Annotated in this window: 26 protein-coding genes; 18 read left to right on the top strand and 8 right to left on the bottom strand. The window is 57.8% G+C overall.

What is annotated here, in order from left to right:
• The first annotated feature begins 1 nt into the window (after position 1).
• From C5L39_RS06790 to C5L39_RS06755, 8 genes are all read left to right on the top strand, one after another.
• Positions 2–757, top strand: a complete 756-nt coding sequence (locus tag C5L39_RS06790; protein ID WP_123048117.1) for a succinate dehydrogenase cytochrome b subunit — start codon at positions 2–4, stop codon at positions 755–757.
• A gap of 19 nt (positions 758–776) precedes the next feature.
• Complete coding sequence (locus tag C5L39_RS06785) at positions 777–2,786, top strand: fumarate reductase/succinate dehydrogenase flavoprotein subunit (RefSeq protein WP_123048116.1); 2,010 nt, start codon at positions 777–779, stop codon at positions 2,784–2,786.
• A complete protein-coding gene (locus C5L39_RS06780) occupies positions 2,786–3,535 on the top strand; it encodes a succinate dehydrogenase/fumarate reductase iron-sulfur subunit (protein WP_123048115.1) in 750 nt (249 codons plus the stop codon). The genes C5L39_RS06785 and C5L39_RS06780 overlap by 1 nt, the downstream gene beginning before the upstream one ends.
• A gap of 46 nt (positions 3,536–3,581) precedes the next feature.
• Entirely contained in the window at positions 3,582–3,959 is a 378-nt protein-coding gene (locus tag C5L39_RS06775) for a hypothetical protein (RefSeq protein WP_123048114.1), read from the top strand.
• A 247-nt stretch (positions 3,960–4,206) separates the two neighbouring features.
• Positions 4,207–5,559, top strand: a complete 1,353-nt coding sequence (locus tag C5L39_RS06770; RefSeq protein ID WP_123048211.1) for a DUF445 domain-containing protein — start codon at positions 4,207–4,209, stop codon at positions 5,557–5,559.
• A 28-nt stretch (positions 5,560–5,587) separates the two neighbouring features.
• The gene (locus tag C5L39_RS06765) at positions 5,588–6,283 is read left to right on the top strand and encodes a CGLAU_01105 family protein (protein ID WP_123048113.1); all 696 of its coding nucleotides are present in this window, start codon (positions 5,588–5,590) and stop codon (positions 6,281–6,283) included.
• 8 nt (positions 6,284–6,291) lie between these two features.
• On the top strand, positions 6,292–6,588 hold the full coding sequence (locus C5L39_RS06760) for a DUF2516 family protein (RefSeq protein ID WP_123048112.1): 297 nt from the start codon (positions 6,292–6,294) through the stop codon (positions 6,586–6,588).
• Positions 6,585–7,244 carry a 2-deoxyribose-5-phosphate aldolase gene (locus tag C5L39_RS06755; RefSeq protein WP_123048111.1) on the top strand — a complete coding sequence of 220 codons (660 nt, stop codon included), beginning with the start codon at positions 6,585–6,587 and terminating at the stop codon, positions 7,242–7,244. Before C5L39_RS06760 ends, C5L39_RS06755 begins: the two co-directional genes overlap by 4 nt.
• Here the strand turns inward: C5L39_RS06755 and C5L39_RS06750 are convergent.
• From C5L39_RS06750 to C5L39_RS06740, 3 genes are read right to left on the bottom strand one after another with little or no spacing between them, the layout of a single operon-like run.
• Positions 7,230–8,045, bottom strand: a complete 816-nt coding sequence (locus tag C5L39_RS06750) for an LmeA family phospholipid-binding protein (RefSeq protein ID WP_123048110.1) — start codon at positions 8,043–8,045, stop codon at positions 7,230–7,232. The two genes, C5L39_RS06755 and C5L39_RS06750, sit on opposite strands and share 15 nt — an antisense overlap.
• Before the next feature lie 11 nt (positions 8,046–8,056).
• On the bottom strand, positions 8,057–8,878 hold the full coding sequence (locus C5L39_RS06745) for a class I SAM-dependent methyltransferase (RefSeq protein ID WP_123048109.1): 822 nt from the start codon (positions 8,876–8,878) through the stop codon (positions 8,057–8,059).
• A 25-nt stretch (positions 8,879–8,903) separates the two neighbouring features.
• Positions 8,904–9,407 carry a DUF2505 domain-containing protein gene (locus tag C5L39_RS06740; RefSeq protein ID WP_123048108.1) on the bottom strand — a complete coding sequence of 168 codons (504 nt, stop codon included), beginning with the start codon at positions 9,405–9,407 and terminating at the stop codon, positions 8,904–8,906.
• A gap of 24 nt (positions 9,408–9,431) precedes the next feature.
• On the opposite strand from C5L39_RS06740, the gene C5L39_RS06735 reads away from it, so the two are divergent.
• A complete protein-coding gene (locus C5L39_RS06735; RefSeq protein ID WP_123048107.1) occupies positions 9,432–10,562 on the top strand; it encodes a UDP-N-acetylmuramate dehydrogenase in 1,131 nt (376 codons plus the stop codon).
• 10 nt (positions 10,563–10,572) lie between these two features.
• On the opposite strand, the gene C5L39_RS06730 is transcribed toward C5L39_RS06735, so the two are convergent.
• From C5L39_RS06730 to C5L39_RS06720, 4 genes are all read right to left on the bottom strand, one after another.
• Positions 10,573–10,833 (bottom strand): metal-sensitive transcriptional regulator, encoded by a 261-nt coding sequence (locus tag C5L39_RS06730; RefSeq protein ID WP_123048106.1) that lies wholly within the window; start codon positions 10,831–10,833, stop codon positions 10,573–10,575.
• Between the two features lie 40 nt (positions 10,834–10,873).
• A complete protein-coding gene (locus C5L39_RS06725; protein WP_123048105.1) occupies positions 10,874–12,502 on the bottom strand; it encodes an FAD-dependent oxidoreductase in 1,629 nt (542 codons plus the stop codon).
• Positions 12,503–12,540: 38 nt separating this feature from the next.
• Entirely contained in the window at positions 12,541–12,708 is a 168-nt protein-coding gene (locus C5L39_RS10725) for a hypothetical protein (RefSeq protein WP_165858002.1), read from the bottom strand.
• Between the two features lie 120 nt (positions 12,709–12,828).
• Positions 12,829–14,535 carry a long-chain-fatty-acid--CoA ligase gene (locus C5L39_RS06720; RefSeq protein ID WP_123048104.1) on the bottom strand — a complete coding sequence of 569 codons (1,707 nt, stop codon included), beginning with the start codon at positions 14,533–14,535 and terminating at the stop codon, positions 12,829–12,831.
• A 78-nt stretch (positions 14,536–14,613) separates the two neighbouring features.
• On the opposite strand from C5L39_RS06720, the gene mshA reads away from it, so the two are divergent.
• Genes mshA through C5L39_RS06700 form a run of 4 tightly spaced genes read left to right on the top strand, consistent with a single transcriptional unit; the run spans position 14,614 to position 18,637 of the window.
• Complete coding sequence (gene mshA, locus C5L39_RS06715; protein ID WP_123048103.1) at positions 14,614–15,891, top strand: D-inositol-3-phosphate glycosyltransferase; 1,278 nt, start codon at positions 14,614–14,616, stop codon at positions 15,889–15,891.
• 49 nt (positions 15,892–15,940) lie between these two features.
• A complete protein-coding gene (locus C5L39_RS06710) occupies positions 15,941–16,687 on the top strand; it encodes a phosphoglyceromutase (protein ID WP_123048102.1) in 747 nt (248 codons plus the stop codon).
• Positions 16,688–16,697: 10 nt separating this feature from the next.
• The gene (locus C5L39_RS06705) at positions 16,698–17,945 is read left to right on the top strand and encodes a sensor histidine kinase (RefSeq protein ID WP_123048101.1); all 1,248 of its coding nucleotides are present in this window, start codon (positions 16,698–16,700) and stop codon (positions 17,943–17,945) included.
• Entirely contained in the window at positions 17,945–18,637 is a 693-nt protein-coding gene (locus tag C5L39_RS06700) for a response regulator transcription factor (protein WP_123048100.1), read from the top strand. The genes C5L39_RS06705 and C5L39_RS06700 overlap by 1 nt, the downstream gene beginning before the upstream one ends.
• Positions 18,638–18,707: 70 nt before the next feature.
• Here the strand turns inward: C5L39_RS06700 and C5L39_RS06695 are convergent, their stop codons facing one another.
• Entirely contained in the window at positions 18,708–19,598 is an 891-nt protein-coding gene (locus tag C5L39_RS06695; RefSeq protein ID WP_123048099.1) for a DUF3109 family protein, read from the bottom strand.
• Between the two features lie 34 nt (positions 19,599–19,632).
• Here C5L39_RS06695 and C5L39_RS06690 point away from each other — a divergent pair, with 34 nt between their 5' ends.
• From C5L39_RS06690 to C5L39_RS06670, 5 genes are all read left to right on the top strand, one after another.
• Complete coding sequence (locus C5L39_RS06690) at positions 19,633–20,592, top strand: Ppx/GppA family phosphatase (protein ID WP_123048098.1); 960 nt, start codon at positions 19,633–19,635, stop codon at positions 20,590–20,592.
• A 2-nt stretch (positions 20,593–20,594) separates the two neighbouring features.
• Entirely contained in the window at positions 20,595–21,566 is a 972-nt protein-coding gene (locus C5L39_RS06685) for a hypothetical protein (RefSeq protein WP_123048097.1), read from the top strand.
• A gap of 76 nt (positions 21,567–21,642) precedes the next feature.
• Positions 21,643–22,500, top strand: coding sequence for a pyrroline-5-carboxylate reductase (gene proC / locus C5L39_RS06680; RefSeq protein WP_123048210.1), 858 nt, complete (start codon positions 21,643–21,645; stop codon positions 22,498–22,500).
• A gap of 107 nt (positions 22,501–22,607) precedes the next feature.
• Entirely contained in the window at positions 22,608–22,799 is a 192-nt protein-coding gene (locus tag C5L39_RS06675) for a helix-turn-helix domain-containing protein (RefSeq protein WP_123048096.1), read from the top strand.
• Between the two features lie 254 nt (positions 22,800–23,053).
• A complete protein-coding gene (locus C5L39_RS06670) occupies positions 23,054–23,155 on the top strand; it encodes a 30S ribosomal protein bS22 (RefSeq protein ID WP_003855542.1) in 102 nt (33 codons plus the stop codon).
• Positions 23,156–23,165 lie beyond the last annotated feature (10 nt).

Below are 23,165 nucleotides of genomic sequence, written 5' to 3'. Positions count from 1 at the left end.
CATGACTGTTAAAAATGCAGACCGTGACGCGATCGTACACGGCAAGATTACTGAGAAGCCGCTGCGTGAGCGGCCGTCGTACCCGACCTGGGCCATTAAGCTGGTGATGGCCGTTACTGGCCTCATCTTCGGACTGTATGTCCTGGTACACATGGTCGGTAACCTGAAGCTCTACATGCCTGACCATGACGGCATTATTGCCATTAATGAGTATGGAGAATTTCTCCGCTCTATGGGCGCGCCGATCTTCCCGCGTGAGTCCATTCTGTGGATTTTCCGTATTGTGCTGCTGGCCGCCTTGGTCCTGCACGTTCATGGTGCTTTCGCTCTATCCGGACGTTCCGGAGTTTCCCGAGGCAAGTTCAAGCGCACCAACCTAGTTGGCGGCATGAACTCTTTCACCAGCCGCTCGATGCTGATCACCGGCATCGTCTTGCTGCTGTTCGTGATCTTCCACGTTCTGGATCTGACGATGGGTGTCACTCCGGCTGCTGCCGATAGCTTTGCTCACGGTGAGATCTACGCGAACATGGTCGCTAGCTTCAGTCGCTGGCCTGTCGCACTCTTCTACATTGTTGCCATGGTGGTGCTCTTCCTGCACCTGTCTCACGGTATTTGGCTCGCGGTCTCTGACCTGGGCATTACCGGCAAGCGCTGGCGCAAGATTCTGCTCGTCGTCGCCTACCTGGTGCCGGCCATCGTCATGATTGGCAACATCTCGATGCCGTTGTCCATCGCACTTGGCTGGATCAGCTAGGTCGGAAGGGAAAATACACATGAACAACATCGAGACTGCCACTAAGTCAGAGTTCTCTCACCCAGCCTCGCCCATCGAAGGCGTTCGCCCGGGACGGGTTCTTGACAATGCGGAGCCCAAGGGCGTTCCGACCAAGGAGATGTGGACCTACCAGAAGGACCATATGTCCCTGGTTTCCCCGCTCAACCGCCGTAAGTTCGAGGTGCTCGTCGTCGGTACCGGCCTTTCCGGTGGTGCCGCAGCTGCTGCACTCGGCGAGCTCGGCTACAGCGTCAAGGTCTTTACCTACCATGACTCCTCTCGTCGTGCGCACTCCATCGCTGCTCAGGGTGGCGTTAACTCCGCCCGTGGCAAGCGCGTGGACAACGACGGTGCCTACCGCCACGTCAAGGACACCGTTAAGGGTGGCGACTACCGCTGCCGCGAGTCCGACTGCTGGCGCTTGGCCGTAGAGTCCGTCCGCGTCATTGACCACATGAACGCCATCGGTGCTCCCTTCGCCCGCGAATACGGTGGAGCCTTGGCTACCCGTTCCTTCGGTGGCGTGCAGGTTTCCCGCACCTACTACACCCGTGGCCAAACCGGTCAGCAGCTGCAGCTATCGACTGCTTCTGCGCTGACCCGCCAGGTCGGCTTGGGCAATGTAGAAATCTTCACCCATAACGACTTGGTTGACCTGATCGTCACCGAGCGCGATGGCAAGAAGCGCTGCGACGGCATCGTCACTCGTAACCTCATTACCGGTGAGCTGACCCCTTACACCGGGCATGCCGTCATTCTGGCAACCGGTGGTTACGGCAACGTTTATCACATGTCGACGCTGGCCAAGAACTCGAACGCTTCCGCTCTCATGCGTGCGTACGAGCTCGGCGCTTACTTCGCATCCCCGTCGTTCATCCAGTTCCACCCGACCGGCTTGCCGGTCAATGCGACCTGGCAGTCCAAGACGATTCTGATGTCGGAGTCGCTGCGTAATGACGGTCGAATCTGGTCTCCCAAGGAGCCCGGCGATGACCGTGAGCCGAACTCGATCCCCGAGGACGAGCGCGACTACTTCCTGGAGCGCCGCTACCCGGCCTTCGGTAACTTGGTCCCGCGCGATGTTGCCTCCCGTGCGATTTCTCAGCAGATCAACGCCGGTTTCGGTGTTGGCCCGCTGAATAACTCCGCATTCCTGGATTTCCGTGACGCAATGGAACGCCTGGGCCAGAGCACCATCCGCGAGCGCTACTCCAACCTCTTCCAGATGTATGAAGAGGCCATTGGCGAGGACCCTTACTCCTCCCCGATGCGTATCGCTCCCACCTGTCACTTCACCATGGGTGGCCTGTGGACCGACTTCAACGAGATGACCTCTATCCCGGGTCTGTTCTGTACCGGTGAGGCTTCGTGGACCTACCACGGTGCAAACCGTCTCGGTGCTAACTCCCTGCTGTCGGCTTCCGTCGATGGCTGGTTCACCCTCCCGTTCACGGTGCCGAACTACCTGGCCCCGCTGCTGGGCGAGAAGGCTTTGTCGCCGGATTCCCCAGAGGCAGCCGAGGCCGTCGAGCGTGCCCATGCACGTGTTGAGAACCTCTTGAACATTGATGGCCCGGACCCGCACGGAGCTGACTACTACCATCGTCAGCTCGGCGAGATCCTGTACTTCGCCTGCGGTGTTTCCCGCAACGTTCCGGATCTGGAAGATGCCATCGTGCGGATTCGTAAGCTCCGCGCTGACTTCCGGGCCAACGTCCGGATCCCAGGCGAGCAGAACTACATGAACCAGGCACTCGAGTACGCCACTCGCGTTGCCGATTACATCGACCTGGGTGAACTCATGTGTGTCGACGCCCTTGACCGCGATGAGTCTTGTGGTGCGCACTTCCGCGATGACCACCTCTCTGAGGACGGCGAAGCGGAGCGCGATGACGAGAACTGGTGCTTCGTCTCGGCATGGGAGCCGGCTGGCGAAGACAAGTTCATTCGTCACGCAGAGCCGTTGAACTTCGAATCGATCCCGCTGCAGACAAGGAACTACAAGTAATGAAGCTGACACTTGAGATCTGGCGCCAGGCCGGACCGACGCAGAAGGGCGCTTTCGAGACCGTTCAGGTCCCGGACGCGGTTTCACAGATGTCGATCCTGGAACTGCTTGACCACGTCAACAACCGGCTGATCGAGGAGAACAAGGATCCTTTCATGTTCGCCTCGGACTGCCGTGAAGGCATCTGCGGCACCTGTGGCATCACTGTTGATGGCCGCCCGCACGGTATCGGCAAAAACACTCCTGCCTGCCAGCAGCGACTGGTTGGCTACAACGACGGTGACGTCATCAAGCTGGAGCCGATGCGTTCTGCCGCTTACCCGGTCATCAAGGACATGGTCGTCGACCGTTCCGCACTTGACCGCGTTATGCAGAAGGGTGGCTACGTCTCCATCGACGCAGGCACCGCTCCGGATGCCGATACCCTGCACCTGAACCATGAGACTGCTGAGCTCGCACTCGACCACGCTGCCTGCATCGGCTGTGGCGCCTGCGTCGCTGCCTGCCCGAACGGTGCTGCGCACCTGTTCACCGGCGCGAAGCTGGTCCACCTGTCGCTTATGCCGTTGGGCAAGGAAGAGCGCGGCAAGCGTGCCCGTAATATGGTCGATGAGATGGAGACCAACTTCGGTCACTGCTCGCTTTACGGCGAGTGCGCTGACGTCTGCCCGGCTGGCGTCCCGCTGACCGCGGTCGCAGCGATCACCAAGGAGCGCGCACGTGCAGCGTTCCGTGGCAAGGACGACTAGGCTCGGTAATTAACCGAGTCACGAGAGACGAAAGTGAGAACACGTCATGAGTTCCAATAATTTTGCAGTAGCAGACCAGTCTTCGGAGAGTTTCCCGAACTACGCTCCGAAGATCCACGATTCCTACATTGAGGGCTATGAGCCTTCCTCCCTAAACGCTGGGCACTCCTCGCTGGAGCGCAGCTCCACGTGGATCGGCATGGGCCTGCTCTTGTCCGCACTGGTGGGAATTGGCATCATCATTTGGGTTGCCGCTACCTCCTTGTGGGGACAGGGCGTCACTGTCGCAGAGTACAACCTCAATCTGTACCTCTGGATTGGCATCGTCATCGCCGCAGTGCTGGGAGCAGCTGGTTTCGGTTTGATCTACTACGGTCGTCGTAACTACCGCGAATACCGCAAGACCACTGGTCGTAGCAACTAGGATTTTGTTGGACTGACGTCTCTCGGTTCTCCACACTCCGCCTTCCTGCCTTGTGCAGGTCGGCGGAGTTTCGTGTTTCTGTAAGATTTTCTGACATATCCTAAACAGATGTCTCGCTATCTTATTACCGTTCTAGCCAGCATTATTGTGCTGATTACCTCCATAAACCTATTGATGTACGCGCTAGAACTGAGCTGAGCGCGCACCGCCGAACCCGAGAAGTCGCTGGTTGGTCATAATGGAGGACATGGCCAGACACAGCATTGAAGAAACTTCCGAGGTAGCCTCACCGCCTCAAGAAGGCAACGCGACTAAGGACCGTTCGGTTCCTGGGCCTAGCCCGGAGGTGGAAGCCCAGCGCCGACGTACCCTCAAGCGGCATAAGGCCTTCGTTACCGGTTTGCTGGTGGTCGCAGCTGTGGTGTTTCTCGCCTGCAGTTGGTGGCAGTCCCAGCCAGGTGAGACTCCAGTATGGGTAGGTTATGTCCGAGCCGCCGCCGAGGCCGGGATGATCGGTGGACTCGCCGACTGGTTCGCCGTCACTGCACTATTTAGGCACCCGATCGGGCTCCCGATTCCGCATACTGCGTTGATCCCGAAGAAGAAGGACCAGCTGGGCCAGGCATTATCGGAGTTCGTGGGGGAGAACTTCCTCAACTCCGAATTGATTACTGAGAAGGTCAGTTCCGCCAACCTCCCAGAGCGCATCGGGAAGTGGCTCAGCGACCGGGATAACGCTCTTAAAGTCTCTCGGGAGGCTGGGAGGCTAGGCGCCAATGCGATCAAGGCGCTTGATCCGAAGGAAGCGGAGGCGGTGATCCAATCCCAGCTGATCGACAAGCTCGCCGAGCCAGACTGGGGCCCACCAGTTGGACGCTTGCTCGCGGATCTGATTGAGGAAGGCCGCACGGAACCTGTCATTCAGGAAGTTGCTGACTGGGGGCATAAGAAGATCGTGGGGATGGAAGAGACGATCGTCCATCTGATTGATGAGCGGATGCCTAGTTGGTCGCCTCGTTTCGCCCGGAACTTAGTCGGTGCCAAGGTCTATCGAGAATTGGTAGCTTTCACCGCTGCAGTGGCTGAGGACCCAGAACATGAAGCACGTGACTCCATCCGCCGCTTCTTGGGCACTCTGGCGGATGATCTCCAGCACGATGAGGCCATGATCGCTCGGGTCGAGGGGATCAAGCAAGATCTCATGGGTTCGACCCCAGTGCGCGGAGCTGCCCAGACCCTCTGGTCATCGACGTCGACCTCCTTGATCGCGGCCGCTGATGATGAAAACTCCCTCTTGCGGACCAAGATTGCGGAATTGGCTTTGACCTGGGGAACCAACATTCAGACTGATCCGGAACTGCGGTTGAGCCTGGATCGTCGAATTGCCGGTGCCGCTGCCTTCTTGGCAGATAACTATGCCGGAGAAGTTACCGGCATTATCTCCGAGACTGTCGAGCGTTGGGATGCGGAGGAAGCAAGCGACAAGATTGAGCTGATGGTAGGCAAAGATTTGCAGTTCATTCGACTGAACGGCACCATCGTCGGTGCGCTAGCGGGCCTGGTAATTTACACTGGGAACCACCTGCTATTCGGAGCCTGAACAGAAGATCCCCCAGGAGGAAGCTTCCATGACCACCCCGAAAGACGAGACGACCCCGGAAGACACCGGCAACTCTGTGTTGAAGAATCTGCGTGAGCCTTTCCAAGCGTTGCTCTCCGCAGGTTCGCATGTGGGCGGAGTGGTCACTGATTTTGGTGGCCGCCTCCGCGAAGACCACAAACCTTCCAAGTCTGAAGAAGGCGAGGAGACCGTGGATAATGCGAAGGAAGAAGCGGACTCTTCACTGAGTCGATTCAAGGCAGCTGCCAAGCAGGCGAAGGAAGGTCTCTCTGGGGCAAAAACCTCCGAGGACTATCGTTCCGTCACTGCCACTTTTGCTGGCCATACCGAGGGAATCATTCGCGACCTGGCATCTACTGCTCAGCGCGCGGCCGGTGAGACCAAAGACTCCGCAGCGACAGTGGAAGCTCGGGAAGCGTTGAACAAAGCGGTCGCGTCTGTCCGCCAGAGTTTTGATGACACCGTGGCTCAGGTCCGTGCCAAGCGAAGCGAAGGCTCCGACTCTACTGCTGCCGAAGAATCGATCATCGATGATCTGCGAGCACGCCTAGATGATCTGGTCAAAAAGGCGGGATCTTTCACCGGAAAGGGCGGTCAATCCGCCGAGGCCTCCACAGATTCGCAGACCGGCCCTGTGCCACATATGATCGACGGAGAAGTCATCAGCGTTGATGATATTCCGACTACTACTAAGGATGACTAGAACCTGAAATGACCAGCGCTATCTTGCTCAACGGCTATTTCACCTTCGAGCTGATCCTCTATTCTCTGATCGCCATGGCAGGGCTGGCGGGTGCATTCTTCGCAGCTACCACTCGTGATGATGCGTATCCCGCTGGGGACCGAAAGTCCAAGTGGATCTGGGTGGGAATCCTCTTTGCTTCCGCCTTCGTGGTGTTTACTCGGATGCCGTTTTTATCGTGGATCGGCATGGTGGTCATCGGCCTGTACTGGTTTGATGTCCGTCCCCAGCTGCGTTCGTTGATTAACGGAAGCAACAACTGGTGACAGCTCTCACAGAAGACCAGGCGTGGCTTAATGGCCGCGTCTTTTTTTCGCTTACCTCACCTGGGATAACCCAGACGGAAGTTCAAGCAGGCGTCGAGGTTGCAGCAGAGCTTGGGCTCGGCGGTGTATCGGTCGCGCCTTCTCAGCTGAGCATTGCGGTGGCGGCGGCAGAAGATACAGAGCTGACCGTGGCTTCAGTAGTTGGTTTCCCTTCCGGCCGCCACCACAGCTTGGTTAAGGCCGCGGAAGCGCGGCTAGCTGTCCAACAGGGAGCCGGGGAGATTTGGCTGGCCCCGGACCCAGCAATCTCGGAAGAAAACACTCTGCTCGCGGAATTTGTCGCTGTCCGTGAATCGGTGCCGCATCCAGTGCAACTAGCAGTGCTCCTTGAGCTGCCAGCCAGGACCGTACAGCAGACACTCTCAGTGGCCCGTACCGCCCGCCTAGCGGGGATTGACAAGTTGGTCACGGCGAGTGGCTGGTGGCCGGAGGAGGCAGCTCAAGCGGTCGATGCGCGGGCGTCGATAAGCTCAGTGAGCATGATCCTGCCCACTACCGTGCTGGGGATAGCCGATCTTGGCGGGGTGCTCACACAATTAGAACAAGGCGCAGAGCGGGTCGCGGTGACGGACCCGACCTGGCTATTGAGTCAGTGACGCAGAGTCCGCAATCTCATTGAGATTGACGTTTTCCCCGGTGATGGTGATTTTTACCGCTCCGTCAATGATTTCAAAAGTCCCAATATTGAGGCCCCCGGTTTGCTCCGCAATGCTGGAGTCGAGGCCATTAGTAATGACATCCGCTACCTGATCGGGCAAGCTGATGCCGAAGATCGCAGCTTCGCTGGCCTCGAAACTCAGCTGATCGTTGGTGGTCACCGGCCGCAAGCTCAGCTCAGCAACCCCGCCGCTAAATTCGACGTCCAGGGTGCCCGCCTCGACGTTAGTGTTCACGTCGGTGATCTGAATGAGGTTCTGGAGAAGTTGTGAAGCCCCATCCGAAGACTGATTCTCCTCCGCCAGAGACTGTTGTATGGTCGCCAGCAGATATTCCTCAGGCATCTCGGTAGTGACCACCATCTGGCCAGCCACAGGATTGTCCAAGTCTGAGATATCGAGATTTTCGAGCAGGATGTTGGCACCTGGGTCGCCTTCGATTACCGGTGCGGCGTCCTCCCCGCCGGGATTGGTGATACTCAACGTCGAGGGTGTGGTGATCTCCATCTGGCTTACGCTGCCGGAGAGTGCCGAAAATATCAGCGGGGTGGAACCGAAGGAGATCGTCGGGTCCTCGCTCAAGCTCACCCCAGATTCTTCTGCCTGCGCGTTGAAGCTCTCACGGAGCTGATTGCCAAAGAGCCACCGGAGGCTGAACTCAGCAACCAGCATTAATACCAGCAGGGTAACCAAGATGCCGAGGATTATTTTCCAGAGGACGGACGAGCGTGAACGGGCCATGTCGACCAGTGTCACCTATGACCATCGGTTGGGGCAACCATCTCCCAGGGAACTGTCAGAACATTGTCACGGATCTTCCGGCGGATCGGGGCGAGCGGAACGCCGTCGTGGATAAGTAATTGCCGAGCTTGTGCCCAGCGAACCCTCGGCCCATAGGACTCCCAGCCAGCGGCATGCTCCCAGGCGCGGTCGGCGGCGCAAAGTAGGGCATGGATTGGCTCGCCGGGAACGTTGCGATGAATTAGTGCCTTAGGGAGGCGTTCAGCCAGCTCTGAGGGGGTAGAAACGTCGAAAGGATCCCAGGCCAGCGTCAACGAGAGTGGTCCTTGAGCATCTAGCAACAACCAAGCCGCGCGACGCCCGAGTTCATCGCAGGTTCCCTCTACAAACAGTCCGCCAGGTGCTAGCCGAGAGCAGACCATCTCCCACGCTTGTTCTACTTGTTTGATGTCGTATTGTCGCAAAACATTGAAGGCGCGGACCATGTGTGGTCGGTAGCCGGCCAGCTCGAATCCGCCTAACTCGAAGTGCACTCCCTCACGCGGAGGTAGCACCCGCTGAGGATCAATCTCCAAGCCGATGGTCCGCACATCTGGCCGCAGGGTTCGCAGAGCACGTGACCACTCCACCGTCGTGGTGTAAGAGCCTCCGTAGCCGACATCGATGGCTAGTGGTGAGTCAGCGTGAGCAAGGAGGGAGCGGACCTGATGCTGGTGAATTGTCCAGCGATCGGAACGTCGCAGTCGGTTGAACCCAGTCGTCCCACGGGTGATGACACCAAAAGGCCGACCGCGCCCAAACTCTGCTCGGAGATTATGGGCGTGATCGGCCATAGCTGAGGTGAATTCGAGCCGCTAATTAGATGTTCTGGGCAATCCATTCGGCGGTGAGCTGTCCTTCGTTGTTAAAGAGATCGCCCAGTGCTGCGCCAACCTTCGGCTCGATGGCCGGACCCATGAACGGGATGTTCACGATGACCTCGTTGTTATAAGCCAACGTGGTGGTGGTCTCGGTTCCTGACAGGGCGATTTCGCCGGAGAAGTCAACGGGAGTGCCCTTGACGTCGGCGGTGTAGGTGATATGAGCAGCGTTGTCGGCCAGCGGGCCGACCGTCACAGTGCGCTTAACCTTCAGCGCCTGAGAAATCATGGCGCGGACAGCCTCGGGGAGGATGTCTAGCGGTAGTACCTCGAAGAGGGTAACTACAGCGCCACCTTCGGTGGCCTCGAAGCTATTAACTTCGCCGGGCTCGGGGGAGAGCTTCTCGGCAATAAATGCCCAGTAGTCGGCGTTGGTCAGCGCGGCGTGGACCTTCTCGGCCGGCTGATTGATCAATACGGAGTTCTCACTGCGGGATGCCATAGGTTAGAGACTACCGTTAGGCGGGTGAGTGATTCATCTCTGACCCCTGACATTTTCGCGCGCCTTCGGGAGACCGCCGGTATTGCCCTCGATGAGCAGTCGCGATTCTCGGACCTGACCACCCTGCACCTGGGTGGAAAACCTCGCCTGACCGTGCAGTGCGAATCCACCGCAGCAGCGGTGTCGGCCGTCACGGCTCTCGACGCCGCCAATATCGCCCTGCTGATTGTCGGCGGTGGTTCAAATTTGGTGGTCGCCGATGGCCAGCTCGATCTGGTGGCTGTGGTCATGGCCCAAGACGCCCTCGAGATTGACCTTGACACGGGCCTCGTATGCGCCGGGGCCGGAGTTGTCTGGGATGAGGTGGTCGCAGCGACCGTAGCCGCCGGGTTGGGCGGGATCGAGTGCCTCTCGGGAATCCCCGGATCTACCGGTGCCACCCCAGTCCAAAACGTTGGCGCCTACGGGGCCGAGATTTCCGATGTGCTTACTCGGGTGCGATTGCTCGATCGTTCTACCGGGGCCGTGGAGTGGGTAGCTGCCTCCGAGCTAGATCTGGGCTATCGCCATTCCAACCTCAAGTTCACCTCTCGTGGGGTGGTGTTGGAGGTAGAGCTGCAACTGAACGTGGATGGGCTATCTGCTCCCTTGCGCTTTGGTGAGCTAGCACGCGGTCTGGGCGCCAGTGAGCCGAGTCAACGATGGCCGGTAGCCGATGTGCGTGAACAAGTCCTGAAACTACGCCGAGGCAAAGGAATGGTAGTAGATCCCGCAGACCATGACACCTGGTCAGCTGGTTCGTTTTTCACTAATCCGGTCGTCGATGATGCACTGGCTGATTCGGTGCGGGAACAAGTCCGCGCGATCAGGGGAGAGAGTGACGCAGAACGAATGCCGCGTTTCCCCGCAGGCCAAGGGACATCGAAACTCTCGGCAGCCTGGCTGATTGATCGCGCCGGCTTCGACAAAGGTTTTCCTAATGAGTCCGCACCAGCCAGATTATCGACCAAACACACCTTGGCCTTGACTAATCGGGGAACGGCGCAGACCGCTGATCTGGTGGATCTAGCGCGCACGGTACGCGATGGAGTGCGCGAGAAATTTGGCGTGACGCTAGTCCCCGAGCCCGTGTGGGTCGGGGTTAGCATCGACTGAGCTCAGGCGTTTAAGCCAGCGAGAGGAACATCTTTTCTAGCTTCTTTTCGTCATAGTCCTCAGGATCGGCTTCCGTGAAGCACTTTTTCATCCCGGTGGAGACTACGAGATAGCCAGCCCGGTCGATGGCCTTGGCCACCGCCGCCAGCTGGGTGACCGCATCTTCACACTCGTGTCCCTCTTCCAGCATGCGGATCACTGCATTGAGCTGGCCCTGAGCGCGCTTGAGTCGGGTAACTGCTGGCTTAACCTCTTCGGGGCTGAGTTTCATTCCCTTGCTGCCTTCCTGATGGGGAGTTTGTTCACACACTCTAGCCCTCCATCTTTTGGGCGTATTCCCACGTCATGAAACCACCGTCGAGGTTGGCAGTTTCGATCCCCAAATGGGTGAGCAAGCTGGTAGCCACATGGCCGCGCAGACCAACTCGGCAGAACACCAGAGTTTTCTTGGACTCAAGCTCGCCGAATCGCTCGCGCAGGTCATCGAGGGGCAGATTAATCGCGCCGGTGATGGTGCCCTCGGCAAATTCAGCTGGGGTGCGGACATCGACGAGCGTCCAGCCGTCGTTGATGGCCTCGTCGACCTGGTTCCATTGGAAGGTGCGCTCGCCAGCGACCATGTTGTCGTTGACGAATCCGGCAAAGTTAACCGGGTCCTTAGCGGAGCCGAACTGGGGTGCATAAGCTAGCTCCAGGTCCGCTAGGTCGGTGGCAGTTAGCCCGCCACGCATGGCGGTGGCAATGACATCGATGCGCTTATCGACGCCCGCGGCACCCACCGCTTGTGCGCCGAGAATGGCGTCTGTCTCTGGATTGACCACGAGCTTGAGGTGAATGGTCTCAGCGCCGGGGTAGTAGCCAGCATGATTGGCGGGGTGAACGTGGATGATCCGCGTCGGCTGTCCCATCAAAGCTGCTCGCTTCTCGTTCCAGCCCACTGAGCCTGCGGCCAGATCAAAGAGCCCGACGATAGAGGTTCCTAGGGTGGCGGTGCGGTGAACGTCGCGGCCGGTGATGATGTCGGCGACTAAACGGCCGTGGCGGTTGGCGGTCTGTGCCAAGGGGACCAAGACATCGTCACCGGAGACCGCGTCGCGCTTTTCTGCGGCATCGCCCAGGGCGAAAATCGCTGGGTCGGAGGTGCGCTGCTGCTCGTCGACTTTGATGCCGCCACGTTCGCCGATAGCCAAGCCCGCCTCGCGGGCCAGCGTTGATTCCGGCTTGACGCCGATGGCTGCAATGACCAGATCGGCGTCGATAATTTCTCCGCTGGCCAAGCTCAGGCCCTTGTCCCCAATCTGAGCGGTGTCCGCACCAGTGAGGATGGTTAGCCCCTTGCTGCGCAGATGATCGGTCACGATAGCAGCCATCTCCGGATCAAGCGGGGCCATGATCTGCTCGGCTCGCTCGATGATGGTGACCTTGAGTCCACGGTGATGAAGATTCTCTGCCAGCTCGAGACCGATGAAACCGCCGCCAATGAGCGCGACTGAAGTGATGTCGTCGGTCAGGTGGGCCAAAATCTTATCGACGTCCTCGACCGTGCGTAGCGTCAAGGCGCGCTCAATGCCGGGAATAGGCGGCATGATCGGCGTCGCGCCGGGGGAGAGCACCAAGTTGTCATAGTGCACGCGAGATTCGCTGCCATCGAGAAGGTTACGGATGGTTACTTCCTGGGCCTTGCGGTCGATGGCAGTAACCAAGTGGTTGACGCGGACATCGAGATTGAATCGCTCATGGAGCGATTCCGGAGTCTGGAGCAGGAGGCTATCTCGCTCCGGGATGACTCCGCTGACGTGGTAGGGAAGGCCGCAGTTAGCGAAGGAGACATACCCGGAGGCTTCGATGACCACGATCTCCATGTGCTCATCGCGGCGGCGTAGGCGTGCTGCTGTGGACATGCCGCCGGCGACGCCGCCGACGATGACAGTGGAAGTCACGAAATGCTCCTTGAGTGAAGAAGAATGAAAGAGGTGGTTTAGCGGCCGAAGAGACCAGAGAAGATGCCGGGCTTACTCTGCTTGGGGGTCTTCTCGCAGGTGCACCATTGGTTGGCGGGAACATTGGCCTTTACCTGGGCGACATGCTGACCGCAGCCGGCCCAGGTGGTCTTGCCACATTGATTGCAATTGACGGGATAGCACATGGAGTTGACTCCTAGTCGATGAAGATGAGTGCGCTGAAGAAGCGCTAACAACGTCACCGACAATACCCTAGGGGGTATGCTTCATGTCAAGAGTTCACACTCACTTATCTGCTCGGAGAGTTAGCGATTAGTGATGCGGATCAACTCTTCCTGCACCTCACGGCGTCGAATCTTGCCCAGTTGGTCGCGGGCGAGTTCCTCGAAGTGATAGAAGGTGCGTGGCACTTTGTATCGGGTCAGGCGCTCACGGGCGAAGGTTTTCAAGCCCTCCGGGTCGAGTGCTGCACCCTCGCCGAGGGTGACACAGGCAACGACTTCCTCAGAACCGTCTTCTCTGGGCAGGCCGACCACAGCTAGATCGAGGATATCCGGATGCTCGCGCATCGCTTCTTCCACCTCTGCTGGGTAGACGTTGAAGCCACCAGTGATGATGACTTCCTTGATGCGTGCCACCAAGCGGATGAAGCCATCTTCTTCCATGACTCCCACATCGCCGGTGCAGTACCAATCGCCGTGGAAGCTCTCCTCAGTGGCTTCTGGCTGGTTGAGATAGCCAGAAAAGACCTGCGGGCCACGAACCAGAACTTCACCCTCGGTGCCATCAGGGCACGTTTCATTGAGATCATCCGGGTTGGCGATGCGTACTTCGGTATCGGGGAAGGGAATTCCCACGTAGCCCGGTCGACGGTTTTCATTCATCGGATTTCCCACGATGATCGGTGAGGTCTCCGTCAATCCGTAGCCTTCTACCAATAGACCGCCGGTGGCCTCTTCCCACTTCTCGACGATGGCCACTGGCAAGGTGGCCGCACCGCAGAAGGAGTTACGGACTCCGGAGATATCGACGTTGTCCTTTTCAGCAGCCTCAACGATTTTCTCGTAGAGGGTGGGTACGCCCGGCAGCCACGTCGGCGTGTGCTTTTTCATCACATCCATGATCAGTGGAATCTTTGGTGCTGGCAAAAGCACCATTTCGCCGCCGATATAGACCGAGAGCGTGGCCACCATGGTCAGCCCATAAGCGTGGAACATCGGCAGCGCAGCGAGCATGCGCTCGTCTTGGTCTCCGAGTCCAGGTACCCAATTCTTGCCCTGAAGGCAGTTGGCAAACAGATTGCCGTGGCTGAGCTGGGCGCCCTTCGGGGCGCCGGTGGTGCCGGAGGTGTAGAGAATTAGTGCAATGGACTCCTTGGTCACCAAAGGATCCGAGACGAGGTTTGTTCCCTCGCCACCGATAGCGGAGCCGATGAGTGCTTCCCAAGGCACAGAGTTGGGTGCTGGCGCGGACAACGCCTCACGAGATTCCCGGACCGACTTGATCGGAAGGCGCAACGCCAGCTGCTTGACCCGCGGCATTGCCTCGATCATGTTGACCGAGATGACAGTTTCTAGAGACGTGGAATCGCGCAGTTTCTCCAGCATTGGAGCAGTTTTGTCCCAGCTGATCGCGACCCGGGCCCCATGGTCGGCGAACGGGCCTTTGAGCTCGTGGTAGGTATAGAGCGGGTTGTGCTCCACGACCGTCGCGCCCAGCTTGAGTACCGCATAAAAGGCCGCGATGTGCTGAGGGCAGTTGGGCAGAATGATCGCAACTTTATCGCCCGGGCGGACGCCAAAAGCTCGTAGACCAGCAGCGGCGCGTCGGACCTGACGGTCCAGCTCCGCATAGGTCTGCGTGCGGCCGAAGAACCAGGTGGCGGACTTCTCCGCGTTGATCGCCAGATTGTTGTCGTAGACGTCAAGCAGAGTGGTGTTGTCATAATCCAGCGAGTGTGGGGTCCACTCGTCGTAGTACTGCAGCCAGGCCTTGGTCTCGTATGCCGACATGAAGGTCCTTCCGATAGTTTGGGGTGATCCCAGTATAACGATGGGTGGCTAGTAGTCGCGGGGCTCTAACATAGGTTCATGCGCGTCGCAATGATCTCCATGCACACATCTCCTCTGCAGCAACCAGGCGCTGGTGATGCTGGCGGGATGAATGTCTATATATTCAACACCGCCGTCCACCTGGCGCGTCAAGGAATTGACGTAGACATCTTCACTAGAGCGATACGCCCCAGCCAAGGCGAGATCGTTCAAGTCGAGGATGGCTTAAGAGTCATTAACATTGTTGCTGGGCCCTATGACGGTCTGAATAAAGAAGCCATGCCGACCCAGTTGGCAGCCTTCGCTGGCGGCATCGTACGTTTTCGCACGTGCCACAACATTGACTATGACCTCATTCACTCTCACTACTGGCTCTCCGGCCAGGTGGGCTGGTTGCTGCGCGACTTATGGACAATCCCGCTAGTGCACACCGCCCACACTCTGGCGGCGGTGAAAAATGCTTATCGCAGTGCCAATGACTCCGCGGAATCGGAGGCGCGTCGCATCTGCGAACAACAATTGGTCGACAATGCCAATGTGCTCGTGGTCAATACCGCAGAAGAGACCCGAGACCTCATCGAGCACTATGACGCCGATCCAGCGCAGATCGTGGTGGTTGCCCCCGGTACTGACACCGAGCTATTTACCCCGGGTACTGATCGCAATACCGAGCGTGCACGCCGTGAACTGGGTGTTCCTCTGCACGCTGAGGTAGTGGCGTTTGTCGGTCGACTACAACAATTTAAGGGTCCTCAAGTATTGATCAGGGCAACTGCGGAACTAATGGCCCGCGATCCGGAACGCAATCTCCGGGTGATTATCTGCGGCGGAGCCTCCGGTGTAGCCGCTACTGCCGAGCAGTACACCGACCTGGCACATGAATTGGGAATATCTCGGCGTGTACGTTTCCTCGAGCCTCGTCCCCCTGAAGAGCTAGTGACCATCTACCGGGCGGCGGATGTCGTTGCCGTGCCCAGCTACAACGAGTCTTTTGGGCTGGTCGCCATGGAAGCGCAGGCCTGTGGCACTCCGGTAGTTGCTGCTCGGGTGGGAGGCCTTCCCATCGCAGTCGCAGAGGGCGAAACCGGACTGCTTGTCGACGGTCACGGTACTAAAGACTGGGCAGATGCTCTCGACGATCTGCTCGCAGACGATGACACCCGTATTCGCATGGCGGAGCAGGCTATTGAGCATGCAGCCAACTACTCCTGGGACTCGACGGCCTCCCAGTTAGCCTCCGTCTATGCCGAAACACTTGCTTCAGTGGTCGCTGGCTGTCAGCCTCGTCGCGAAAGACACACCAGTGGAGTAAATTAGCCAGCCCAGTCCGCGGGCACTACCGGCGTAGACGTGGCATATTGGAAATATGACATACGGAAAATTGATTCTGCTTCGCCACGGCCAGAGTGAATGGAACAAGTCCAACCAGTTCACTGGTTGGATGGACGTCGACCTGACGGAGAAGGGAGAAGCCGAGGCTAAGCGCGGCGGTGAGATGCTCAAGGAAGCTGGCATCCTGCCGGACGTCCTCTACACTTCTTTGCTTCGCCGGGCTATCCGCACTGCCAACATTGCACTCAACCATGCGGATCGTCATTGGATCCCGGTTGTTCGCGATTGGCGCCTCAACGAACGCCACTATGGTGCTCTTCAGGGTCTCAACAAGGCAGAAACCAAGGACAAGTACGGCGATGAACAGTTCATGGCATGGCGCAGGTCTTTCGATACCCCGCCGCCGGAGCTAGCTGATGATTCCGAGTACTCGCAGGCCAGCGATGTGCGCTACAAGGACCTAGAGTCTGTCCCACGCACTGAGTGCCTCAAGGACGTAGTAGACCGTTTCATTCCTTACTACGAATCGGAAATTCTCCCGCGCGTGGAGAAGGGCGAGACCGTTCTCATTGCCGCACACGGTAACTCTCTTCGCGCCCTCGTCATGTACTTGGACAACATCTCCGAGGAAGATATCGCTGGGCTCAACATTCCCACCGGAATCCCGCTGGTATTTGAGCTCGACGCCGATGGCGCCGTGGTCAACCCGGGTGGCACCTACCTTGATCCCGCAGCTGCGGCGGCTGGAGCTGCTGCCGTCGCTGCTCAGGGTGGTAAGTAGCAAATAGCGCGTGTCTGTCGCATTTGCGTTTTTGTTGGGCGTCGCCGTCGCTGGCGTCGCCCTTCCGGCGTTGAACTGGGGGCGCAAGCGAGTCCTTCGGCACCGATCTTCGGCCACCTTGGAAGACAATCAAGTCACCACTGTCAGCCAAGTCCTGCATCTGGCCATCCAAGGTTCTCCCACTGGAGTGACTGTCCTTGATCGTTCCGGGGAGATTATCCTCTCCAACTCCCGTGCCCATGAGATGAACTTGGTGCATGACCGTACGGTCAATGAGAAGGTGTGGAAGGTCGCCGGGGAGGTCTACGCCGATAAGGAAAGCCGCACCTTGGACCTGTCTGTATCCAAACGGCGCACCGGGAATAGCGTTTCCTCCGTCCGTGCCTTGATTAAGCCTTTGACCTTGGTAGATGATCGTTTCGTCATTGTTTACAGCACTGATGAGAGTGAAAACGTCCGGATGGAGTCCGCGCGCCGGGACTTTGTTGCCAACGTCTCGCACGAACTTAAGACGCCGGTGGGCGGGATGGCACTGCTGGCAGAGGCACTCATGGAAGCGGTCGATGACCCCGAGCATGTCCGGTATTTCGGCCAACGGCTTCATAAAGAAGCCCACCGAATGGCAAGCATGATCAATGAGTTGATCTCGCTATCGAAACTTCAGGGTGCAGAGGCACTGCCAGAGATGGAGCCAGTATCGGTCGACGATGTTATCAGTGAGTCGCTTTCGCGCAACCAAGTTGCTGCTGACACTGCTGGGATTACTCTTGCTCGGGGTGAGAACTCCGGGGTGTTCGTATTGGGGGATAAATCCCTTTTGGTTACTGCGATTTCAAACCTCATTTCGAATGCGATTAATTACTCACCGCAGTCGGTACCTGTCTCGGTCTCACAGAAAGTGAAGGGCAATGATGTACTGCTGATCCGAGTGACTGACCGTGGCATCGGCATTTCTCCCGAGGATCAGAAGCGAGTATTTGAGCGCTTTTTTCGTGTGGATAAGGCCAGATCGCGATCTACTGGCGGTACTGGTCTGGGGTTGGCGATCGTCAAGCATGTCATCGCCAACCACAACGGTAATATCAAACTGTGGTCGAGGATTGGAACCGGGTCTACCTTTACCCTCGAACTTCCGATCTATCATCCTGAATTGGCAGCAGAAAGCTCTGCGGTAGTTGTGGATGAAGAGCCTGTACCCACCGGCCCACTGCGTCAAGCGGTATCGCGGGTGGCTACCCGTCGAAAGGATAAATCATAATGACGACCATTCTAATCGTCGAAGACGAAGAATCTCTGGCCGATCCCTTGGCTTTTCTCCTCCGCAAGGAGGGTTTTGAAGCCATTGTCGCTGGTGATGGTCAGACTGCGCTCATGGAATTTGAGCGCAATGACATCGATATCGTCCTGCTTGACCTGATGCTGCCCGGAATGTCTGGAACTGATGTGTGCAAGCAATTGCGTACGGTCTCCTCAGTGCCCGTCATTATGGTCACCGCTCGGGATTCCGAGATTGATAAAGTCGTCGGTCTAGAACTGGGGGCTGACGATTACGTGACCAAGCCCTATTCTTCTCGCGAGCTTATTGCTCGGATTCGGGCAGTCTTGCGCCGAAGAGTCGATTCGGATGTTCTCTTCGAGGATGCTGCGGAGCAAGTACTTGAAGGCGGGCGCGTTCGGATGGACATCGAACGCCACATTGTCACCGTCGCTGGAAGCCCTGTTCCGATGCCGCTCAAGGAGTTCGCGCTGCTGGAGTATCTCCTGCGTAACTCCGGCCGGGTACTGACCCGTGGCCAGCTCATCGACCGGATTTGGGGTGCAGATTATGTTGGCGATACCAAAACCTTGGATGTCCACGTCAAGCGCCTGCGCTCGAAGATCGAGGAAGAATCCTCTCGGCCAAAACAGCTGGTCACCGTCCGTGGCTTGGGCTATAAGTTTGAGGCCTAAACAGCTGCGTTAGGAGGACCGGCTGCCGAGATGTTCTGAGTCAGAGCCTCGGCAGCCTGCCTTGGCAGCGCTAGATTTTTCCTGCTTTACGGCTGGCTGGGTGGGGAGCCGCAGCGATCGGAAATTGCGCTCTAATACGGCAGTGCTCGGCTAAGACTGCATAAGCAGCAGCGCCCATGAGCGCCACCAATTCTGCCTCTTGGGCCTGCCACAAGGGCTTCGTGCTGGTGTGGCAGGCAGAGTCCTCGGTGCAATACCAATCAAAGTCTTCTCCACCTCCGCCCCAACCTCGGCGGTCGTATTCTCCGATGACGGTGCGCAGGATCTCGGTGCCATCGGAGCGGTCCTCGTAGGCTTCATTGCGACGCAGTGGCAGTTGCCAGCAGATCTCTGGCTTATCCACGGTGAGGTCTCTACCTGCTTCAACCGACCATTGGTGGATTGCACATCCAGCACCTGTAGCCCAGCCACTCCGATTGGCAAAAATGCAGGCACCATCGATGGTGAGCGTTTTCAGCGCAGGCTCCGGTTCCCCGTCATCTCCGTCGAGTTCATCCCAATCCAACCACGGCTCTAAAGCTGTCGGATCTGCCTGGTTTATATGCGCATCAACCCCGTTCGGGCGGTGTTGCCAGTATTTAGCGGGCATTTCGGCAACCGCATTGTAAAGCTGGTCCCGGTCAGTCTCATCGGCAAGATATGCACCATGGACGCAGCAACCAACATCAGATTGCTGGGCATCGATTCCAGGACAAGCTTCTGTCCCAAACTGGCAGCTCCAATGCGATTCCAGCCAGGTCAGGTCGACGTGGAAGAGATGGAGAGGATCGTCAGGATTGACAAACTCAAACCACTCTCGAGGGAAATCGGGGGCAACCTCGCGGCCTGAGGCAACTTGGCGTCCGGCGGGGGAGGTTTTGGGGAAACCTAGAAAAACCTGGTTCTGGCGCGGGTGATTCACACTTGCACACCGTAGACCGTCTACCCTGATAGGTGTGCGACTAGGTGTATTGGACGTGGGCAGCAATACTGTCCACCTCGTGGCAGTGGACGCCCGTAACGGTGGGCGGCCGGCTCCCATGAGTGACTGGAAGACGACGCTACGGCTCGTGGAACTCATCGACGACGATGGTGCCATCGACGACAAAGGTCTGCGCAAGCTGACTAAAGCCGTCGGGGAGGCAGCAGAGCTGGCTGAGACCCTTGGGTGTCAGGAGCTCCTGTCGTTTGCTACTTCGGCGATTCGCTCTGCCACCAACTCGATACAAGTCTTGGATCATGTGGAAAAAGAAACCGGGGTCCGGCTGGAGATTCTCTCTGGTGAGGACGAAGCGCGGTTGACCTTTCTCGCAGTCCGTCGCTGGTACGGCTGGTCTGCTGGGCGAATCACCAACCTAGATATCGGTGGCGGTTCTTTGGAGCTATCTACTGGTTCTGATGAATTGCCAGATATTGCGGTCTCATTGGATCTGGGTGCTGGCCGATTGACCCACCAGTGGTTCGATACCGATCCGCCGGCGAGGAAAAAGATCAATCTGCTGCGCGATTACATTGACGCCGGGTTGGTCGAGCCCGCCCGGCAAATGCGCGTCTATGGCGACCCTGGCGTTGCAGTGGGCACTTCTAAAACTTTCCGTACCCTTGCCAGGCTTACCGGTGCAGCCCCGAGTTCGGCTGGTCCTTATGTTCAGCGCACGCTTACTGCACCAGGACTTCGTCAGTTGATCGCATTCATCTCCCGGATGACTGCTGCTGACCGCGCTGAATTAGAGGGCATTAGTTCTGATCGCTCTCATCAGATCGTGGCCGGCGCGCTCGTTGCTGAGGCCAGTATGCGAGCGCTCGGGATTGAAAAGATCGAGATCTGCCCGTGGGCATTGCGGGAGGGGGTCATCCTCCGTCGGATCGACAAAGGCTTGGACCTGGACGATTCGGTCCATCAGGAAAGGACGTGACTATGAGTGACAAGCAGCTTACTGTTGCCGAATTGCTTGCCCGTGCGAGCAATGACAACCCGAATGCTGAGAAGCCTCGGCGTCGGCGTCGCCGCAGTCTCGAAGAGGGCGGCATCTCGATTGCTGAGCTCACCGGTTCGATTCCGGCAGTCCAAGAAAAACCTGCCGAGTCGAGGCATTCTTCCGTCCCGATTGATGCTCCAGCGAAATCCGTAGATGCGAAGGCTTCGACCGCTACCTCAGAGGTCAAGGCCCCCTCAGCGGCTTCCAAGGCTGCTCCTTCCGTCGATACTTCGACCGGTACTTCTGCTGAGAAAAAGGCAGCAGTGTCGGAACCCAAAAAGGCTCCGGTAGTTCCAGCCAAGGAGGAAGCCTCATCTCCGAAGGAGACGAAGCCCGCTTCGATTCAGCCCACGCAGAAGTCGACAGATCCTGCAAAGGAACAGTCCAGTTCTACTGGAACTGCTAAGGCCACTCCTGCTACCGATGCAACGGTTGTCCTGCAGAAAATTGAAGATGTGGAGTCTCCAGCATCAGGAGATTCTGCTCAGGTCTCAAAGTCGCCTGTAGAACCGCGTGGAGGACTATCAGTTGATGAGACTGGAGAAATCCCGAAAGTCGCGCAGGAACCGACTCCGTTAGTTGTAGAAGAATCAACAGACCGCCTCGCTGAGGAAGCACCCACCGAAGAAGCTGAGGACAGTCTCGGCGATCAGGAACATACCTCGGTAGTGGGGGTCGTGTTGCTATCTCTGATCGGTGTCGTGTTGGGCGCGGTAGTGTTCAAGGGTTTCGAACTACTGTGGGCAAACCTCTCCTGGGCAATCGTCGCAGCTCTGGCCGTTGTCGTGACCGTTGCCATGGTCGGGACGGTAAAGATGCTGCGCACTGCCAATGATGGGCTCTCAATGTTCCTGGCGGCTATCGTAGGCGGACTGATGACCTTCGGTCCACTGCTTATCGTTGCCCTTTAAGCTCAGCAGAGCGGACTTCTTACGCGCAGCTAGGTGATTACCGCGAAGGTCGCCGCTGTGTGGCATGGTGGTTGCCATGAGCAATCTGGTAGTACTCGGAGGCGGAAAGATCGGCGAAGCGTTAATCGCCGGTCTCATCAATTCAGGCATCGATCCCCAATCGATTACCGTGACTAATCGCAATAGCGATCGTGGGCAGCAGCTGCGGGAGACCTATGGGGTCAAAGACCTCACGGACAACGAGCAGGCTGTCGAGAGCGCAGATGTGGTCTTTTTATGCGTCAAGCCCAAAGGTGTGTTGGATCTGCTCGCGGAAATCTCCGAAGCAGTGGAAAACAACGATGACCCGACGGTTTTGGTTTCCATGGCTGCAGGTCTGTCTCTAGCGGCTATGGAAGACGTCGTAGTCGCCGGAACCCCGATCATTCGGGTGATGCCTAATACTCCGATGCTGGTAGGCCGCGGCATGAACGCAATGGCCACTGGCCGCTTCGTCACCAAGGAACAGGCCGAAGAGGCTACGGCGCTACTTTCTGCAGTCGGTGAAGTTGTCCCCGTTGCGGAATCAGATATGGATGCGGTTACCGCCCTGTCAGGTTCTTCCCCGGCATATTTCTTCCTCGTGGCTGAGGCTCTCGTCGACGCGGGTGTGTCTCTCGGATTGACCCGACAAGTCGCAGAAAAGCTAGTGACCACCTCGGCTGCCGGAGCCGGCATCATGCTCGCAGAATCGGGATCTGATCCCGCCACCCTCCGAGCCAATGTGTCATCCCCGGCTGGAACCACCGTAGCTGCGCTTCGTGAGCTGGAGGAATCCGGTATTCGAGGGGCATTCTATCGGGCCACTGAAGCCTGTGCGAAGCGTTCTATGAAGTTGGGAGAGGCTTCTAAGGCACCGAGGGAGAGCAATTTTGACGAAGATTCAGACTCTTAGGTCGCACCTGTCACACTATTCACGCTAAGCTTGTCCAAGCACGCGCGTGTCCGATCTGTGGGAGGGGAAGCCCGCAGCGCGCCGCTTGCCGAAGGGTTGTAACGTATATGGCTAATGTAGACAAAGGTTCGTTTTTGACGGTCGCTGAAGTTGCGGAGATTATGCGCGTTTCTAAGATGACCGTTTACCGCTTAGTTCACGCAGGTGACCTACCAGCGGTGCGCGTGGGCCGGTCTTTCCGGGTCCATGAGAAGGCAGTCAACGACTACCTTGATTCCTCGTACTACGAGGTCGGCTAGAACGAGGGCTTTTTAGCTTCTTATTGCCGTCTGCAGCATCTGCCTTTGTCTTGAGGCTGGGGCTTCAGGCGGCTTTTCGCATTCCTTTAGTGACCCGGATTTTTAGCACTGCCACCTATGCCGGTATGATGGTTCCCATTCGTGCCGACAATTCGTTTGCGCCGAGCGTGCACCTCGGTGACGGACATTTTTAATCGATCCGTGGATAAGTCGGCAGGTTACGTACGTACATCACGACGAAATGAGGAAACCCCATGGGTTCTGTCATCAAGAAGCGCCGCAAGCGCATGTCCAAGAAGAAGCACCGCAAGATGTTGCGACGCACCCGCGTTCAGCGTCGTAAATTGGGCAAATAAACCTTCGGGT

Origin of the sequence: Corynebacterium alimapuense (genome assembly GCF_003716585.1) — a bacterium.
Taxonomy (GTDB): domain Bacteria; phylum Actinomycetota; class Actinomycetes; order Mycobacteriales; family Mycobacteriaceae; genus Corynebacterium; species Corynebacterium alimapuense.
Note: the sequence above shows the minus strand (reverse complement) of the source record. Positions and strands in the feature narration are given on the sequence as shown.

What these genes read in the sequence shown, in the direction of transcription:
- C5L39_RS06790 (WP_123048117.1), top strand. Translation starts at nt 2, where the DNA reads ATGACTGTTAAAAATGCAGACCGTGACGCGATCGTACACGGCAAGATT.
- C5L39_RS06785 (WP_123048116.1), top strand. Translation starts at nt 777, where the DNA reads ATGAACAACATCGAGACTGCCACTAAGTCAGAGTTCTCTCACCCAGCC.
- C5L39_RS06780 (WP_123048115.1), top strand. Translation starts at nt 2,786, where the DNA reads ATGAAGCTGACACTTGAGATCTGGCGCCAGGCCGGACCGACGCAGAAG.
- C5L39_RS06775 (WP_123048114.1), top strand. Translation starts at nt 3,582, where the DNA reads ATGAGTTCCAATAATTTTGCAGTAGCAGACCAGTCTTCGGAGAGTTTC.
- C5L39_RS06770 (WP_123048211.1), top strand. Translation starts at nt 4,207, where the DNA reads ATGGCCAGACACAGCATTGAAGAAACTTCCGAGGTAGCCTCACCGCCT.
- C5L39_RS06765 (WP_123048113.1), top strand. Translation starts at nt 5,588, where the DNA reads ATGACCACCCCGAAAGACGAGACGACCCCGGAAGACACCGGCAACTCT.
- C5L39_RS06760 (WP_123048112.1), top strand. Translation starts at nt 6,292, where the DNA reads ATGACCAGCGCTATCTTGCTCAACGGCTATTTCACCTTCGAGCTGATC.
- C5L39_RS06750 (WP_123048110.1), bottom strand. Translation starts at nt 8,045, where the DNA reads ATGGCCCGTTCACGCTCGTCCGTCCTCTGGAAAATAATCCTCGGCATC.
- C5L39_RS06745 (WP_123048109.1), bottom strand. Translation starts at nt 8,878, where the DNA reads ATGGCCGATCACGCCCATAATCTCCGAGCAGAGTTTGGGCGCGGTCGG.
- C5L39_RS06740 (WP_123048108.1), bottom strand. Translation starts at nt 9,407, where the DNA reads ATGGCATCCCGCAGTGAGAACTCCGTATTGATCAATCAGCCGGCCGAG.
- C5L39_RS06730 (WP_123048106.1), bottom strand. Translation starts at nt 10,833, where the DNA reads ATGAAACTCAGCCCCGAAGAGGTTAAGCCAGCAGTTACCCGACTCAAG.
- C5L39_RS10725 (WP_165858002.1), bottom strand. Translation starts at nt 12,708, where the DNA reads ATGTGCTATCCCGTCAATTGCAATCAATGTGGCAAGACCACCTGGGCC.
- C5L39_RS06720 (WP_123048104.1), bottom strand. Translation starts at nt 14,535, where the DNA reads ATGTCGGCATACGAGACCAAGGCCTGGCTGCAGTACTACGACGAGTGG.
- mshA (WP_123048103.1), top strand. Translation starts at nt 14,614, where the DNA reads ATGCGCGTCGCAATGATCTCCATGCACACATCTCCTCTGCAGCAACCA.
- C5L39_RS06710 (WP_123048102.1), top strand. Translation starts at nt 15,941, where the DNA reads ATGACATACGGAAAATTGATTCTGCTTCGCCACGGCCAGAGTGAATGG.
- C5L39_RS06700 (WP_123048100.1), top strand. Translation starts at nt 17,945, where the DNA reads ATGACGACCATTCTAATCGTCGAAGACGAAGAATCTCTGGCCGATCCC.
- C5L39_RS06685 (WP_123048097.1), top strand. Translation starts at nt 20,595, where the DNA reads ATGAGTGACAAGCAGCTTACTGTTGCCGAATTGCTTGCCCGTGCGAGC.
- proC (WP_123048210.1), top strand. Translation starts at nt 21,643, where the DNA reads ATGAGCAATCTGGTAGTACTCGGAGGCGGAAAGATCGGCGAAGCGTTA.
- C5L39_RS06675 (WP_123048096.1), top strand. Translation starts at nt 22,608, where the DNA reads ATGGCTAATGTAGACAAAGGTTCGTTTTTGACGGTCGCTGAAGTTGCG.
- C5L39_RS06670 (WP_003855542.1), top strand. Translation starts at nt 23,054, where the DNA reads ATGGGTTCTGTCATCAAGAAGCGCCGCAAGCGCATGTCCAAGAAGAAG.